At 53.4% G+C, this 16,028-nt stretch carries 15 protein-coding genes; 5 read left to right on the forward strand and 10 right to left on the reverse strand.

Annotated features, from left to right (window positions below):
• Window positions 1–726 precede the first annotated feature (726 nt).
• The 4 genes from L0H14_RS02125 to L0H14_RS02140 all read right to left on the reverse strand — a co-directional run bounded on the left by L0H14_RS02125 (window position 727) and on the right by L0H14_RS02140 (window position 5,049).
• A complete protein-coding gene (locus L0H14_RS02125) occupies window positions 727–2,424 on the reverse strand; it encodes a cytochrome bc complex cytochrome b subunit (protein WP_301418815.1) in 1,698 nt (565 codons plus the stop codon).
• Complete coding sequence (locus tag L0H14_RS02130) at window positions 2,424–3,527, reverse strand: ubiquinol-cytochrome c reductase iron-sulfur subunit (RefSeq protein WP_301418817.1); 1,104 nt, start codon at window positions 3,525–3,527, stop codon at window positions 2,424–2,426. The genes L0H14_RS02125 and L0H14_RS02130 overlap by 1 nt, the downstream gene beginning before the upstream one ends.
• 64 nt (window positions 3,528–3,591) lie before the next feature.
• Window positions 3,592–4,395 carry a c-type cytochrome gene (locus L0H14_RS02135; protein WP_301418820.1) on the reverse strand — a complete coding sequence of 268 codons (804 nt, stop codon included), beginning with the start codon at window positions 4,393–4,395 and terminating at the stop codon, window positions 3,592–3,594.
• A 99-nt stretch (window positions 4,396–4,494) separates the two neighbouring features.
• Window positions 4,495–5,049: a heme-copper oxidase subunit III gene (locus tag L0H14_RS02140; RefSeq protein WP_336621694.1), complete on the reverse strand. Its 555-nt coding sequence runs from the start codon at window positions 5,047–5,049 to the stop codon at window positions 4,495–4,497.
• Window positions 5,050–5,451: 402 nt separating this feature from the next.
• Here L0H14_RS02140 and trpD point away from each other — a divergent pair, with 402 nt between their 5' ends.
• Window positions 5,452–6,486: an anthranilate phosphoribosyltransferase gene (gene trpD / locus L0H14_RS02145; protein ID WP_301418824.1), complete on the forward strand. Its 1,035-nt coding sequence runs from the start codon at window positions 5,452–5,454 to the stop codon at window positions 6,484–6,486.
• Window positions 6,487–6,558: 72 nt separating this feature from the next.
• Here trpD and L0H14_RS02150 read toward each other — a convergent pair whose 3' ends face one another.
• Window positions 6,559–6,834: an Lrp/AsnC family transcriptional regulator gene (locus tag L0H14_RS02150; RefSeq protein WP_301418826.1), complete on the reverse strand. Its 276-nt coding sequence runs from the start codon at window positions 6,832–6,834 to the stop codon at window positions 6,559–6,561.
• 29 nt (window positions 6,835–6,863) lie between these two features.
• Window positions 6,864–7,271, reverse strand: a complete 408-nt coding sequence (locus L0H14_RS02155; protein ID WP_301418828.1) for a DUF3054 domain-containing protein — start codon at window positions 7,269–7,271, stop codon at window positions 6,864–6,866.
• 117 nt (window positions 7,272–7,388) lie between these two features.
• Here L0H14_RS02155 and L0H14_RS02160 point away from each other — a divergent pair, with 117 nt between their 5' ends.
• A complete protein-coding gene (locus tag L0H14_RS02160) occupies window positions 7,389–8,021 on the forward strand; it encodes a hypothetical protein (RefSeq protein WP_301418830.1) in 633 nt (210 codons plus the stop codon).
• Between the two features lie 313 nt (window positions 8,022–8,334).
• Here the strand turns inward: L0H14_RS02160 and L0H14_RS02165 are convergent, their stop codons facing one another.
• A complete protein-coding gene (locus tag L0H14_RS02165) occupies window positions 8,335–8,889 on the reverse strand; it encodes a hypothetical protein (protein ID WP_301421348.1) in 555 nt (184 codons plus the stop codon).
• Window positions 8,890–9,120: 231 nt separating this feature from the next.
• Between L0H14_RS02165 and L0H14_RS02170 the strand changes: the two genes are divergently transcribed.
• From L0H14_RS02170 to L0H14_RS02180, 3 genes are all read left to right on the forward strand, one after another.
• Window positions 9,121–9,588, forward strand: coding sequence for an NfeD family protein (locus L0H14_RS02170; RefSeq protein WP_301418834.1), 468 nt, complete (start codon window positions 9,121–9,123; stop codon window positions 9,586–9,588).
• 82 nt (window positions 9,589–9,670) lie between these two features.
• Entirely contained in the window at window positions 9,671–10,789 is a 1,119-nt protein-coding gene (locus tag L0H14_RS02175; RefSeq protein ID WP_301418836.1) for an SPFH domain-containing protein, read from the forward strand.
• Between the two features lie 77 nt (window positions 10,790–10,866).
• Window positions 10,867–11,214: an RNA polymerase-binding protein RbpA gene (locus tag L0H14_RS02180; protein ID WP_301418838.1), complete on the forward strand. Its 348-nt coding sequence runs from the start codon at window positions 10,867–10,869 to the stop codon at window positions 11,212–11,214.
• Window positions 11,215–11,289: 75 nt separating this feature from the next.
• On the opposite strand, the gene L0H14_RS02185 is transcribed toward L0H14_RS02180, so the two are convergent.
• The 3 genes from L0H14_RS02185 to L0H14_RS02195 form a co-directional block, all read right to left on the reverse strand.
• Complete coding sequence (locus L0H14_RS02185; protein WP_301418840.1) at window positions 11,290–12,021, reverse strand: polyprenol monophosphomannose synthase; 732 nt, start codon at window positions 12,019–12,021, stop codon at window positions 11,290–11,292.
• A gap of 79 nt (window positions 12,022–12,100) precedes the next feature.
• Entirely contained in the window at window positions 12,101–13,096 is a 996-nt protein-coding gene (locus tag L0H14_RS02190; RefSeq protein WP_301418842.1) for an amidohydrolase family protein, read from the reverse strand.
• The gene (locus tag L0H14_RS02195; RefSeq protein WP_301418844.1) at window positions 13,093–16,026 is read right to left on the reverse strand and encodes an RNA helicase; all 2,934 of its coding nucleotides are present in this window, start codon (window positions 16,024–16,026) and stop codon (window positions 13,093–13,095) included. The genes L0H14_RS02190 and L0H14_RS02195 overlap by 4 nt, the downstream gene beginning before the upstream one ends.
• Window positions 16,027–16,028 lie beyond the last annotated feature (2 nt).

The raw sequence follows: 16,028 nt of genomic DNA on the forward strand, positions 1-16,028 counted from the left end.
ACAATGGCCGGATTCTTATCGCTTTAATGGCCGACTTCTTATTGACAGAACACAGTTACAGCTTGACTGGGGGCGGGAGCCACAGCGCGGAGGTGACATTGTGCGAGTCTGATGAGGACCGCACCGATGATCATCCACCGAACTTGGGACCTTCAGAATGAAGCACCCAGGTCAAGGTAATCGGCACCCCACGTAACGCTTGACGAATATTGATAGGCCCGTCAGCGTCCTGCCAATGCCGGTGACAAGAGCTAAGGTGCCCGGTAGGAATATTCCAGCTTGACCACCCGCAGGGATCACTTCTTGCTACACCGCACTTAGATACGCAACTACTGAGGTTAGACTGCCCAACGCAGTATGGACACTAGTATCTCAAAAAGTTCTACAACACATCGATAGCGGGGGCTAGGGAGAAAATCCCGTTAATTCCAGCTAGCGCATCCTGATAACGCACCGCCATGTCCAGTGCTGGGCTTCCCCCTCGGCACCAGTCGCTCCCAGCCGAACGAACAATGAGGACTGCTGGGAAGACCGCTCAGAACGGGTTTCACGATTCTGCGGCTCGCAGGTAGCTGCTGCAGGCTGCGAACTGACTGCGCAAGTACGGGCCGTAGAGAAATCTTGCTACGGCGGGGGAGTTATGAACAGTAGGAGTTGGATGTTAAAAAATCTGTCCGGTTGAAAATAGATTCAACCGGACAGACTTATCGTCGATTTTCCTATGTGCTAGGAGTCGTCACGTCTACCATCGAGTTCACGTACGGTGGTGTCGACTGAGCCTTGAAGCTTACGACGATCCTGATCGTGTTCAGCCTGAGCTTCAGCGAGTTCCTGAGCGGTGATAGGTTCCACACGGTCTTCAAAGAAACGGCGTGACCAGCTTGCCTTGAACTTGGACCACATGCCAACACGACCCTTGCTGTTGGGCTGGGCTGGAACAGGTTCCTGTGACTCGAAGGCCACGAGTTCGTACAGACGGTACTGGTCCACCAGTTCATGACGCTCAAGGATTGCGCCCTCAGGAGTCCATTCAATGATGCCAGTCTCACGCCCGTGAAGTGCGATCTCGCGATCCTTACGCTGCAGAGCCAAGCAGATTCGCTTGGTGACGATGAAGCCGATGATCGGCCCAGCGATGATCAAGAAGCGCAAGGCATAAGCAACATCATTCAGTGACAACATAAAGTAGACAGCCATCAAGTCTGATGACGCTGCTGCCCACATGACGCAGTAGAAAATAACTGCTGCGACACCGGCAGCGGTACGGCCAGGAGCATTGCGTGGGCGGTCCAAGATGTGGTGCTCCCGGTTGTCACCTGAGATACCACGCTCAATCCATGGCCAGAGCACCATACCTGCAATGAGTGCACCTGCGGGCATCATCGGAATGAGAACGCCTAATGGTATTGCGTTCCAACCCCACGGCATTGGAATATGCCATAGGAAGGAGAAGTCACCGAGTGTACCGGGCATCAGTCGGAGAATACCGTCGACCCAACCGATGTACCAGTCTGGCTGGGTACCCGCAGAGACCGGGGACGGGTCATACGGCCCGTAGTTCCATACAGCGTTGATCTGTAGGAAACCTGAGATCAAGGCGATGATACCGAAGACGATGAAGAAGAAGCCACCGGCTTTGGCAGCGTATACGGGACCAACAGGGTAACCGACAACGTTGGTGTGTTTGCGGCCAGGTCCCGGGTATTGGGCGTGCTTGTGTACAACGACCATGAACAGGTGCACAGCGATCATCAATATGAGCAGTGCTGGAACGACCATGATGTGTAGTGAGTACAAGCGCGGAATAATCTGGTCACCTGGGAATTCTCCTCCAAAGAAGAAGAATGACAGGTAGGTACCAACTACCGGTATGGCTTTCATAACGCCATCGATAATGCGCAGACCGTTACCGGAGAGCACATCGTCCGGCAAGGAATAGCCGGTGAAACCTGCGGCAAGAGCCAAGATGAGCAGAACCGAGCCAACGACCCAGTTGAGTTCACGCGGGCGACGGAACGCACCGGTGAAGAACACACGAAGCATATGTACTGAAACTGCGGCTACGAAGATGAGAGCTGACCAGTGGTGTACCTGGCGCATAAACAGACCACCGCGGATCTCAAATGAGATATCCAAGGTAGATGCGTATGCCGCTGACATTTCAACGCCGTAGAGCGGTTTGTACGCGCCATCGTAGACCACATGGGCCATGGATGGGTCAAAGAAGAACGTCAAGAAAGTTCCGGACAGAACAAGAATGACGAAGGAGTACAGTGCTACTTCACCAAAAAGGAAGGTCCAATGGTCTGGGAACAGTTTGCGCCCAAACTCTTTAACAATTTTGGAGGCGCCCATGCGGGTATCTACAAAATTAGCGATCTTCCCTGTTTGGGTAGAAGCTTGATAGTCCTGAATGACGGACATTATGCACCACGCTCCTCAGCTGGTCTTGGGTCGCGTTCCCAATATGCAGGACCGACAGGTTCCTGGAAGTCACTTTGCGCGACGAGGTAACCGTCATTGTCGACAGTGATAGGTAGCTGCGGAAGCGGATGTGATGCCGGGCCGAAGACAACCTTGCACTCCTGAGTGAGGTCGTAGGTTGACTGGTGGCATGGGCACAGCAAGTGGTGGGTGTGCTGTTCATACAGCGCAATTGGGCAGCCAACGTGAGTACAGATCTTGGAGTATGCGACGATACCGTCGACGTGCCAATCTTCACGGCCATCACTAATCTGCATGTCTTCAGGGTTCAGACGCATGAGCAGGACTACTGCCTTTGCCTTCTGGTTCAGCTTGTCGTGTTCCAGGTCAAGGAGCCCGTCTGGGACAACGTGCAGTGCAGAGCCAATGGTGACGTCTTCTGCCTTAATGGGCGTTCCAGTGACGTCTCGTACCAAACGGGTGCCAGTATCCCACATGGTGTGACGCATGCGCTCCACACCGAAGTTCTGTGCTGGATCATCGGACTGATTACCAGAGTTGTCCAGGTCCCGGAACATTGCGACTGCTGGGAGTGGTGCAATGGCAAGAGCACCGATGAGAGTGTTGCGCAACAACGGACGACGCTTGATCTGCGACTCATCAACGATGTCGTTGATCATGTTGACCGCATCGGAGCGGTCCTCTTCGTTCGCAACAGATTCTCGTTCTTCAACCCATTCATGGTCCGGCATCAAGGCGCGACCCCATTGGACGATGCCGACACCGATGCCGAGCATGGCAAACGCGGTACCAAGACCTAACAGAGTGTTCTGAAGGCGGATGAGGCCCATGTCTGTTTCGTCCAGTGGAAGCTGTCCGACACCGAAGTACCCTACGAAGAAGATGATGGTACCGATGATGGACAGGATGAACAGGAAAGAAACCTGGCGTTCAGCGCGCTTGGCGGCACGTGGATCCTCATCAGTGATACGTGGCCGGTGAGGTGGCAATCCTGGGTCTTCAATAGCGAAGTTGCCCGAATCGTCACCAGCGCGCTCTACGGTGCCCGGTGTACCGGGATCTCCGTGGCGTTGCTCGCCCATAGATCTGATTCCTTTACTCGAGTGATGTTGGTGATGTTCTAATCGACAATAATTCGATAAATGTCTAGGAAGACCGTGTGGTCATCCAAACCATGAAACCGATAAGTAGTGCAAGACCACCAGTCCAAACAAATAGACCTTCAGCTACCGGTCCCAATGAACCGAGGGATGCACCACCTGGGTGGCCCTGGGTTTCAAATTCTTTGAGGTAAGCAATGACGTCGCGCTTGTCTTCTGGTGTGAGGTTCGAGTCTGAGAAGACTGGCATATTCTGTGGGCCAGTAACCATTGCTTCGTACATGTGCTCTTCTTCAACACCGTGCAGAGTCGGAGCATATTTACCGCGAGTCAGGGCACCACCGCCGGCTGAAGCCGAGTGACACATGGCGCAGTTAACGCGGAACAGGTCTCCACCGCGGGCAAGATTTACATCAGCGTGATCAGTGTCCAGGTATTCATCTTCTGGGATGGATGGACCTGTACCCAAAGAGTGAACGTAGGCAGCCAGCTGCATGGTCTGTTCCTCGTTGAATTGGTTCTGCTTCTCCTGTCCCTGCGGACCGGTCATTTGTAGTGGCATGCGACCGGTGCCAACCTGGAAGTCAACCGATGCTGCACCTACACCAACGAGGGAGGGGCCAGCAGGTCCACCGGTTGCGCCAATGCCGTGACAGGACGCACAGTTCGCGTTGAACAGGGTCTCACCGTCAGAGATGTTGTCAGCGCTGGTGTAGTCAGCCTGGGAGTATGCCGATGCGGAGTTGATGTTGGAGGCAAGCGAGTAGAGACCTCCGGTTAGCAACAGACCCAGCAACAGCAGGGCCACACCGACCATGGGGTGGCGGCGGTTCTGTGAGAGTGCCTTCACTTTATGTGTTCCTTACGTGTTTTATAACCGGATGAGGTGTGACAAGTCCGTTCCGGTTACCTCGGGTGCGATGGATGTCGAGCCGGCGGACCGAACAAGTCACTGAATGACGTAGATGATAAACCAGAGGGCGACCCAAACTACGTCGACGAAGTGCCAGTAGTACGAAATGACAATGGCAATCGTGGATTCGTGGTTTCCAAAACGCTTAGCAAGGTAGGCGCGTCCGATAACGAACAGGAATGCGATGAGGCCGCCAAGCACGTGCAGTGCGTGGAATCCGGTGGTGATGTAGAAGGCTGAACCGTAGGCGCTAGAGGCCACGGTCACCCCATGAGACACCAGGGTGGCGTACTCGAAGGACTGTACGGACAAGAAGATGGAGCCCAAGATGAAGGAAACGATGAACCATTCCACAACACCCCAGTCCTTCAGCTTGTTGCTCGTGCGCCTTGGGCGAAGGTTGATTGCCGCATGCGTACCCCATTGGGCTGTAAACGAGCTGATCACCAAGATGACGGTGTTAATGGTCGCCAAAACTGGATCAAGCAGCGCCGTATTGTCTTCCCACAGGGTGGGAGAGGTAGAGCGCAGCGTGAAGTACATTGCGAACAGGCCACCGAAAAACATAACTTCCGACGACAGCCAAACCATCGTGCCGACGGCGCTCAAGTTGGGCCGACTAGGGAAGCCGGTGGGATTATGCGAGAGAGTCTGAGTTGATGTTGTCACCCCTTTATTATGGCCCGAAAACCTTCAAGATTCACAATGAGACTTGCGTGCTGCGTGTCATTTTGCTGTGATTTGTGCAACAGCGGGGCCAAGGGGCCCGCATAATTACCAGGAAGTACGCAGTTTTCGTTGCTTTGCAGGTCAGCTTTTTGCCTTGTCTTTGCGTTCAGAAAGACACCGAATTGTTAAGCTCGCGAGGCTTCGTCGGCTTACCAGGTCATGACGCTTACGCCTTACGGAGTTATGTTGGGTAAGTGATTCCAGATAGGTAATAGGATGACACCTTGTAAAGAGGAATCAATTAGTCCTTAGGAAGCATCACCCATGAACTGGCCCACCGTACTATCTGCAGTCTCAAATCAACAACATTTGACGCAGGAACAAGCCGCGTGGGCCATGCAGGAAATGATGTCTGGGGTTGCTACGGATGCCCAAATCGCGGGATTTCTGATGGCGCTTTCCACAAAAGGAGAGACCGTAGATGAACTGTTAGGTATGGCAGACGCGATGCTCGACGAATCGGTGTCGGTTGAGCTTCCTTCTAACGTTCTTGATATCGTCGGCACCGGTGGGGATCGTCTCGGCACGGTGAATCTCTCGACCATGTCATCACTTGTTGCAGTTGGCGCCGGTGCGAGGATTGTAAAACACGGGAATCGTGGTTCGTCGTCAACGGCAGGTGCTGCTGACGTCATCGAAGCTTTGGGCGTTGACTTGAATCTTACGCAATCGCGAGCTAAAGAGTCGCTGGACGAAGCGGGTATCACCTTCCTATTCGCTCAGGAATACCATCCTTCAATGCGCTATGTCGCGCCGGCGCGTAAACAGCTCGGTGTACCTACAGCGTTCAACTATCTTGGGCCGCTCTCCAACCCTGTTCGGGCCGAGGCGCAGGCACTTGGTTGCGCCTCTGAAGCTATGGCCCCACTATTGGCTGGCGTTCTGGCGGACCGCGGCGTTCGAGGCCTTGTATTCCGTGGTTCAGACGGCCGTGACAAGATTACGACGTCGGGACCAACGACGATATTCGAAGTGCGCGATGGTCAAGTGGAGCAGCACGAACTCCACCCTGAAGATTTTGGTGTCAAAACTGTCTCTGTGGAAGCGCTGGCGGGTCGAGACGGCACACACAACGCAGGCATAGTCCGGGAATTGTTGGCAGGTGTAGCCGGCCCAGTCCGCGACGCAGTACTGCTCAACACCGCGGCGGGCCTGACTGCCTATGATGCGGACACCACAGGACACCTATTCGAACGCATTCAAACCAACATGGAACGTGCTGAAGAGTCAATCGACTCCGGAGCTGCTCAACGCGTGCTGGACAACTGGGTGAAAGTATCACGTCCAGACGAGTCATGAATTGCTGACACTAAAATGCTGCCTACCAGAAAGTAGGCAGCATCATGTGCAGGAATGTTTACTTGATGGGTACTAGAAACCTAGAGCAAAACCCTCTTCAAGGTCGTGCTTGGAATAGGCGCGGAAGGCCAGGAGCGTCTCGGTATCCATGATGCCGGAAACCTTGGACAGGCGATCCGAGATAACATCCTCTAGCTGATCAAACTCACGTACCCGAACCATTGCAATCAAATCCCAGGCTCCAGTCACCGAATACACCTGGGTGATACCTTCTTTATCGGCTAGTTCGGTAGCGATTTCAGGGATGCGGTTCGTGTCGGTTCTGATCATAACGAATGCGGTTACCATGGTCCTCCTTGGGATGTCTTGGGTCTAGTTTAGGCGTTTTTCTGCCTGCGATTTACCAGTGTAGAAATAATGCGTCGACCTAAGAGGAAGACACCTAATACTCCAGCTGTGACAAGGATAAAAGCCATAGCAGACGAGTCGCCGAACATTATTGCCCGGAGGACTGGTCCTAGGATCACTGTGATGAGCCACAGTGCGATTCCCGTCGGGAAAATATTATGGATGAGTTGGCCCGGTTTTATCGCTAAAGCGAGCAAAAGATAGGGCAGCATAAACGGGATCGCAACACGAGCAATATTGAGGATTCCGAGGTCCCCGTCGTGGGATGAAACACCGATAATCGCAAAAATCACGATGAGCACAGCATCGATGAGGAGCATTATAGCCGCGGTTGATGTCGAAGCTGCCGGGGGAGAGGTCTGTGGGTTCGTGGACATACTCGTAGTCTAGGACAGCCAACTGCGCCGACGCTGTATACAACGGCCCCGCCTGGCTGAGACAGGTGTGGCGCACAAGGGCGTAAGGTTGTTGTTATGTTCTGTGTGACTTTAACCGTGACAAAAAATATTGCCAACGTCGAAGCAGGTCAGATAATTGATCAGCTTACTGAATCACTGGCTGTACGCCCGGATGCTGGGGGAGGAGCGGTGTTGAGTTTCCAGACAATCGGGTCGCGCCAGGTGCAGAGTTGGCTTCGATCTGCCGACGAAGTTGTTGGGTTTATTTTATCCGCGGCGCGTTCGGGTGTATGGGAGGTGCATCTTGCACTGGCCCCTGATGACCAGGTGGGTGAGCTCGATTGGCATGACGGTGAATCAGGTCCTTCAATGCGGGCGCTGATGCAAGATCTCGACTCGCTTGACGCGTCAAAAGCGTCTGGGGGAGTCCAGATCATGCTGTTACAAGGGCACTCCCTTGTAGGCGCGAAAAGCTCGCCAAGACTGGGGCCGATCGAGGCAGGCTTACAACTTTTGTGCTCGATTGAGCGTCGTCGATCCGTTGAGGGTCAAGAGGCTGGTCTGATGGTAAATTCTGGCTACTCCCAAAAAGCCGCTGCCGAACACCTCGGCGTTTCGCAACAAGCAGTGTCGTCACGTCTCCAGGCCGGGTATTGGTATGAATCTCGGCGAGTTGCATATTGGTTGGCTGAACAGCTGGGGGAGTTCATGGAGGCAAAGCTACGTTAAAGTCTGAAGTCACATGCGCTTGATGTTGCTACACCTTGACGGAGGTGGCTCTAGGTTCTGACTCGATGATTTACTGTAACGATAATATCGAGTCTCACTGTTGGTCTTTGTGTGATCGGTTTTGCCGCATCCATTGTGGTCGCTGTGACCACCGGCTCAGGCAGAGGGTATTCTGCGCATGTGACAGTGTGATGGGGAGCGAGTGGGCGCACGAGGTGGATGGAGATCCCCTGTAGGGCGGTGCCGAAAACAGCCAACTTTACATAATGTAGATTATCGGCGCTTTATTGACGTCGAATATCTCTGGAGGAAATTACTCAGAAATGATTGGTTGAGTATCTGTTGGAGCGGCCTGCGTCGGGGTCAGTTCGAAAAGTGTCGCTGACGCATCCTCCCAACGGCCGACAAGCCGGCGGAGTTCTCCACCATCAAGATCCAAATGGTCTAATACGTGATGAACCGACACGGTCCCCCAAGCTTCTGGAAGTTCGCCACGTATATAAATACTGATATCGGAATCTTCGGTTCCTTGATACTGTCCATCTTGATTATAGAAGTGAAAATCGGCCTGTTGGATCTCACCGGCGAGTGCTTGATTGAGCATATGAATGCCAACGGGATCTGCCATCGCATCGTAGGCCCACCGATCGCCAAGTACCGGATGGTCCATTTTGACGATGAGATAGTCGTCTGCACCTTCTAAAGGCGCTGCCCTGTACGTCATCGGTAGATGCAAAATCTTGTCTTCACGTTTCAGAATGAAGCCTTCGAAACCAACTTCGCCACCTGTGTCATCAAATCGATACGTGCCGATAAGCTCCGGATCTCCAGAACCGCCCCAGAATTGTTTGTCTAACCATGCGGTCACAAACTCTTTTTTTGTGGGGTTAGTCTCTACTACATATACTGTGGCCATACAATCAGTCTACGCGGTGGCCAGAAAAATCTCAGCTCTGGCGCTAAGCTAGTCGATTCGACTCACGTTGGATCTCTACTCCACAATATTTAGGCAAAGCCTATCTTGGCTCTTGGGTCATTCTGGCGACATTGTTGAGGTTAGCAAGTACCCTTAAACACATGAACACACATATGGGAGGCCATGATGCTTGAGTGGATCCTAGAGAATTTCTGGTCCTTTTGGCTGATTATGATGTTATTGCTCATCAGCGTGCAAGTCATGACTGGCGAAATGACCTTCCTCCTCATTTCTGCAGGTGCCCTAACTGCGGTTATAGCGGATGTACTGGGAGCACCAATTTATGTGCAGTTCATCATCGTGACAGTGATATCCATCGCCTCGCTGATCTGGCTACGAAGTTTTGACACAAAACGTCCTGAAAATGACAGCGGCCCCTCTCCCTGGAGTGTAAACCGATATGTTGGACGCGTAGGCGACGTCACTGAAGAGGTCACTACAAGTCAAGGCAGAGTCCGAATCGGTAATGAGATCTGGTCGGCCCGGACCTACAGCACAACACCGATACCGATGGAAACGCCGGTGGTTATCCAACAAATTGAAGGAGCCATTGTCTGGGTGGCAACGACCCCTGAATCGTTCGAATCGTAGTCCAGTAGGTATGGCGCAGGGTATTCAGTAGGTAGAGTCAGTTTCTACAAAGCGATATCAACGATCAATAGAGGAAAACATCGTGGACATCTTTCTAATTATCCTCTTCGTTGTGTTGGCTATCTTCGTGGTAGCCATCTTGGCGAAGTCCTTCAAAATTGTGCCGCAGGGCCACTGCGGTATTATCCAACGACTTGGTAAGTATCAGCGTACGCAAATGGCAGGGCTCACCATGATGGTCCCCTTTGTTGATGAGATGCTGCCGTTGATCGACATGCGTGAACAGGTAGTTACTTTTCCGCCGCAACCGGTCATTACCGAAGACAACCTCGTGGTCTCGATCGATACCGTGGTGTATTTTCAGATCAACGATCCGACCGCAGCGACCTACGGCATTGCCAACTACATTGCAGCTGTAGAGAACTTGACCACCACAACGATTCGTAACGTGGTTGGTTTCATGAATCTTGAAGAAACACTGACCTCGCGTGACGCCATCAATACGCAGCTGCGCGGTGTTTTGGATGAGGCGACTTCTAAGTGGGGTCTGCGGGTGTCCCGTGTTGAAATCAAAGCTATTGATCCCCCACGAACCATCCAGGATTCGATGGAAAAGCAGATGCGAGCGGAACGTGATCGTCGCGCCGCGATCTTGACCGCTGAAGGACAGAAACAGTCCGAAATCCTGACGGCTGAAGGTCAGCGTCAGTCCGCAATTCTCGAGGCTGAAGGCGATGCTCAAGCTGCGATTTTGCGAGCAAACGCTGAAGCAGAAGCCATTGTGACGGTATTCGAAGCAATCCACGAGGGTAAGCCGAATGCTGATCTGTTGGCCTACCAATACCTTCAGGTACTCCCCCAAATTGCCGACTCTGAGTCGTCGAAGATGTGGATTATCCCGTCGGAAGTTACCGACGCCTTGAACCGTTTTAGCGGAACTTACGGTCCAGAAGGAGGACCGGCTGGTTCGGCTCCGTCCGGTGGTGGGTCTAGTGATTCTGGACCATCGTCTGACGCGCCTGCTCCCCCACCAGCGCCAAAGAGCCGTCGAGCAAAACGCCCAACAACAGCAGCAGAAATCGCTGATGTTGCACCGAAAGCCCCAAAATTAGAAGATACTTCTCTCGAAGATGCCCTAGCTGAGCCTGAAATTGAAGAGGACGTCTTTCGAGATGGACCAAATGACGGGGAACAAAAGTAGCTCGTAATGCGTTGTACATCGCGAGGCCTAGTTAGATAGACTGTCTTGTCTGCAAAGTTGCTTGGAGGAATTTCTGAATGTCTGATCGTTCATTGCGCGGTATGCGTCTCGGTGCCCAGTCTATGGAAACCGAAGCAGGCGTCGAGCCTGCTCCACGTCAGCAAATTGAGTATCGCTCAGAAGATGGCGAATCGGTTGTCGTAACCTTCGCTGCCGAAGCTGATGTGCCCGATAGCTGGACCACCAAATCCGGAAAAGAAGCCCTTCGTGTGGACGGCGAGACGCCTGTACTCGATCAGGCTAAACCGCAGCGTACCCACTGGGACATGCTCCTAGAGCGTCGTAGCATTGAAGAGCTAGAGGAAACTCTAGAAGGACAGCTCAAAAAATTGCGTGCACGTCGTGGTGAGGAAGTCGACGCCTAACGGCGTTGTAAAATTTATTACGAGAAAAGCGGGGTCCGTAACCAGTGGTTACGGACCCCGCTTTTGTGCTTGCTGCTAGCACCCGAAACGTTGTTTGAGCTTTTGGGCTCTTGCTGCAAGTCCCCATTGGGTCACGTTAGTGAATGCTTCGGTAATAATGTTTCCTGACATTTTGGATTCACCGAATTCGCGTTCCATAAAGGTGATCGGCACTTCAACTATGCGCTTACCCAGCTGGGCGGTTCTAAAGGACATATCTACTTGGAAGCCGTAGCCTTTCGACTGAACGGCTTCTAGGTCCATAGCTTCCAGGGTGGTTGCACGGTAGGCACGGAAACCGGCGGTGATGTCCGTTAGACGCAGTCCCAAAAGAATTTGTGGATACAGCGAACCACCAATGGACAGCAGTTTTCTGTACCATGGCCAGTTCACCATTTTGCCACCGGGAACTCGACGCGAGCCGATGACGAGATCTGCTTCGTCGACGGCCTGCAATAACCGCGGTAGTTGTTCTGGTTGGTGTGAGCCGTCTGCGTCCATTTCAACTAATACGTCATACTCGCGCTGTAAGCCCCACCGAAACCCGGCGATATAGGCGCCACCTAGGCCGTCTTTGATTTCGCGGTGTAGAACGAAGACCTGATCGTCTTTGGCAGCTTGTGCATCCGCCCAAAGACCGGTGCCGTCCGGTGAGTTATCATCCACCACCAATACGTCTGATTCTGGCACCGCCGCGCGTAGTCGCTGCAGCGTCCCCGGCAATGATTCAGCTTCGTTATATGTGGGAATAATAGTTAATACGCGCACAAGTGTCCTTTTCGTACAATGTGTGTCCGACAAGTGAGCCGGATCAACCACCGATTATAGCCAGAGAACCTGAGTGAAGTTAGATAATTTGGCCGTTGCGGATGGTGAACTGCAATTTGGGTGGTTCTTCAGTTGAAGACAATATTGGCAATAGTGCCGTGCCCGCGCGCTTATCGGTTGACCAGTGCGCTGCTTTCACATCGGGCGCTTGGACACCAAGTTGTTCAGCTTGCCAAACATTAAAATCAGCCGGTGAGCCCACGGCAATCTGCCCGGCTCCCATATTGGCTTGAGCAATACGGCTTGGGAGAACCCGTACAGCATCGCGAGATACGGTGTTGAAAGCAGCCCGTGTGGAGATTCGTTGATCTATATCGTCATTTTCAATCAGCGCGGTCACGAGTTCCCATAATGAACCGGTCCACTCCCCTGTTCCCATGGACACGTGGACGCCCTCGGCGATGAGGGAAGCGGCCGGCGCAGAGATCTTCGGTGTGGCCTCTACAATCCGGGGAACTATCGTAATGGACGCGTGTAGCGTCACAAGCTGACTAATCTGTTGAGCGCTCATGGGGTGGTTGGCTAGGATCCTATGCCGACTCCGCATGAGTGATGCATTGCTTTGTTGTGCCAGGATATCCAGCACGTGGTCGAGATGTTCGGGGCTGTGAGATTGAATCAACAGCTGTGTTGGCGGCTTCAAATCAAGCATGATATTGGGTAATTGCTCGAGTTGCCCTGCAGCGACAAAAACGCCGTCGGCAGTATTGGGATCGGTATCGTGTGGTGCGTAATAGACGCGCTCTGCGCCGGGAACCGTCGAACTGAACGTACTTCGAGTATCGCCGGGTGTGACTGGTGTTGTTGAAAAACCGTCGATAAAAGCGGGGGTGATCAGTGTGCCGCGAAGATCCTTGGTGTTGACCGGGCCCGTGACGGTAGCTGCTACAAGCCGTTCTCCTGCTTCATCTGAACCCAACCAAGCTACTACACCATTATCGGCGTGAAGGGCATTAGCATAGGGCTCTGATACGGAATGTATGTAACCGTTGGTTAACAGCAGGCTTGTAGTCACTGATTCAAATCCAGTCGTTCAATTGGGTTGTACTCGTCAATATCGTCGGTAGCATTTGGGAGTTTGACCGTCGAAGAATAGGAGATAATTCCACGGTTGACGAGGTCTCTGGCTCGTCGGCACCGGCGCGCCAGATCCGGGTGAGTATCGTCTAGCGATGCGAGCTGGCCCAGGAGGTCCATGACCTGACGTGCCCAGCGTACGAAATCTCCAGCGGCCATATCGGCACCGGTCAGTGATGCCAGGAGTTCATGGCCACGGACCCAGCGAACGATAGGCCAGACCAACCCTGGATGTGGTTGAGCTGTAACAACCAAATCAGCTTGACGTTCCGTCTGCTGTAGGTTGAACCAGTGCTCATCTACGATATCCAAAGCGCCCTGGAGCATTTGCGTTGGCATAGCCGGCTGGAAGACCTGGGCTTCAGCAGAAGACTCAAAGACCAAGAGAGCGGCAAGGCCCGCGAGGTCTTCAGGCGCCATGTTATCCATCATCCCTGACTGCAGAAGCAATGAGACCAGCAGGTCTCTATCACCGTAGACGCGGCGGAGGCTTTGACCAGGTTCCGTGACTTGGTCGTGTTCGACATAGCCGAAGTCGGTCAGTAAATTGATGATCCGATCGAATGTTCGAGCGATCGTGTTGGTGCGACCCTGGATCTTAGCAATGTTCTTATCGGCTTCGGCACGAAGTTTGTTCCATCGATTCGCCCATGTTTGGTGATGCTCACGTTCAGGACAGCCATGACACGGATGAGCGTGTAGTTCTTCGCGGAGTTGCTCTACCCGCCCGAGGTCATGCTCATCCTTATAGCGGAATCCCACGGGCGCCTTGCCATCAGATATCGGTGGAAGTTGCTGGCTGATGGCTCCGTGCATCCAACCGGCGATGTTCTTCCGATGTTTTGGCGATTTCGTCAGCAACTTGCGTGGAAGCTCAACGCCTGCAAATGGTACAACTGGCTCGTCCATTTCATCCGTAGAGAGCCGACGTAACTGACCTTTGGCGGTCACGACGCCGACGCGTGGATTAGTGGGGTTGCCTGCTGCTGAAACAACCACCGAAGTGCCGAGCTGGCGCGACCCCTGCACATCAATTATGTCGCCCTCTGCAAGTTTATTCAGCGATTCCATAATAGCGCGACGACGCACACGGTTGCGTGAGCGAGAAGCAGCTTTCTCGGCGGTAGAGAGCTCCTGGCGTAGACGAGCGTATTCAGTGAAGTCCCCCAGGTGGCATTCCATGGCTTCTTCATATCCGGATAATGAGCGCTCTTGGCGTTGAACTTCTTGAGCTATGCCAACGACAGACCGATCAGCTTGGAACTGCGCAAACGAAGACTCCAGGATATTGCGCGACCGTTCGCGGCCAAAGCTAGCAAGGAGATTGACCGCCATGTTGTAAGTAGGTTTGAAAGAAGAATTCAGCGGATAGGTGCGGCGTGCAGCGAGCCCTGCGACGGCTGAGGGATCGAGGCCCGGTTGCCACATGACTACAGCATGTCCTTCGACGTCGATACCACGTCGACCAGCACGACCGGTCAGTTGCGTGTACTCCCCCGGTGTGATGTCTTTGTGCGATTCGCCGTCGAACTTCACGAGTCGTTCGATGACGACAGTTCGTGCGGGCATGTTGATGCCTAGCGCAAGTGTTTCGGTGGCAAAGACCGCCTTCACAAGGCCGGTTGCAAAGAGCTCTTCAACAATTTCCTTAAACAGCGGCAGTAAACCGGCGTGATGCGAAGCGAAACCTCGACGTAAGCTATCTCGGAAATTCCAGAAACCAAGAGCGTCACGATCCTGTTCGGCCAGGACCGTCGCGGCGCGGTCAACCGTCTCTAAGATTTGGCGTTTTTCGCCGTCAGTTGTGAGATCCAACCCGGCGTTTAAGCACTGCTCGACCGCCGCTTCGCACCCGTTTCGAGAGAAAATGAAACCGATGCAAGGCAGCAGACCTTCGCGGGATAAGGTCCGTATCATTTGCGGACGCGAGACGCGCATATCCCTGTGCTGTGATTGTGGTCGATCGTTGGCCCCACGAGACGCTGAAAAGTCTGATTGACGGCGGTTGCCTTGTCGACGACCACCTCGCGTTCGTTGTCGATTTCGAGAACGTGAACCTGGACGTCCCCAGTCGTTTACCTGGGCGTCTCTACGGGCAACTTCGGCAAGTTGGGCCAGCTCAGGATTGACCTTGGTGGTTGGCTGTTGATCCCCGGTCATTGAAAAGAGATCATAAAGGTCCTTACCGACCATCACGTGTTGCCACAGAGGTACGGGACGGTGTTCGGAGACGACCACGGTGGTAGAACCTCGCACGGTATCTAACCATGCTCCGAACTCTTCAGCGTTCGATACGGTTGCCGACAGGGCAACCAGCTGCACTGATTCGGGGAGGTGGATGATGACTTCTTCCCACACTGCCCCGCGGTGACGGTCTGCCAGGTAGTGGACTTCGTCCATCACCACGTACCCCAGATTTTCCAAGGTGTCAGATTCTGCGTACAACATATTGCGCAGGACTTCGGTGGTCATCACGACGATCTGGGCATGAGGATTACGAGCTGTATCGCCGGTTAGGAGACCGACCTTTTCGCTCCCGTAAACGGCGACCAAATCAGTGTATTTCTGGTTACTGAGCGCCTTGATGGGGGTTGTGTAGAACGCTTTCTTGCCTTGGGCGAGTGCGAGGTGAATCGCGAACTCTGCGACCACTGTTTTGCCTGCGCCCGTTGGAGCGGCAACAAGAACTGCATGCCCGTCTTCCAAATATTCGGCTGCTTCGAACTGGAAATCGTCCATGGGGAACTTCAAGTCCGCTGAGAATTTTCCCAGCTCGGTCTTGGCGAATTCTGCGCGCTTTCTTGAAGCAGCGTAGCGTTCCGACGGAGAAAGGTTTTGATGCGGATGATCAGCGGTATCGGCACACATAA

Origin of the sequence: Yaniella sp. (assembly GCF_030453185.1) — a bacterium.
GTDB lineage: Bacteria > Actinomycetota > Actinomycetes > Actinomycetales > Micrococcaceae > Yaniella.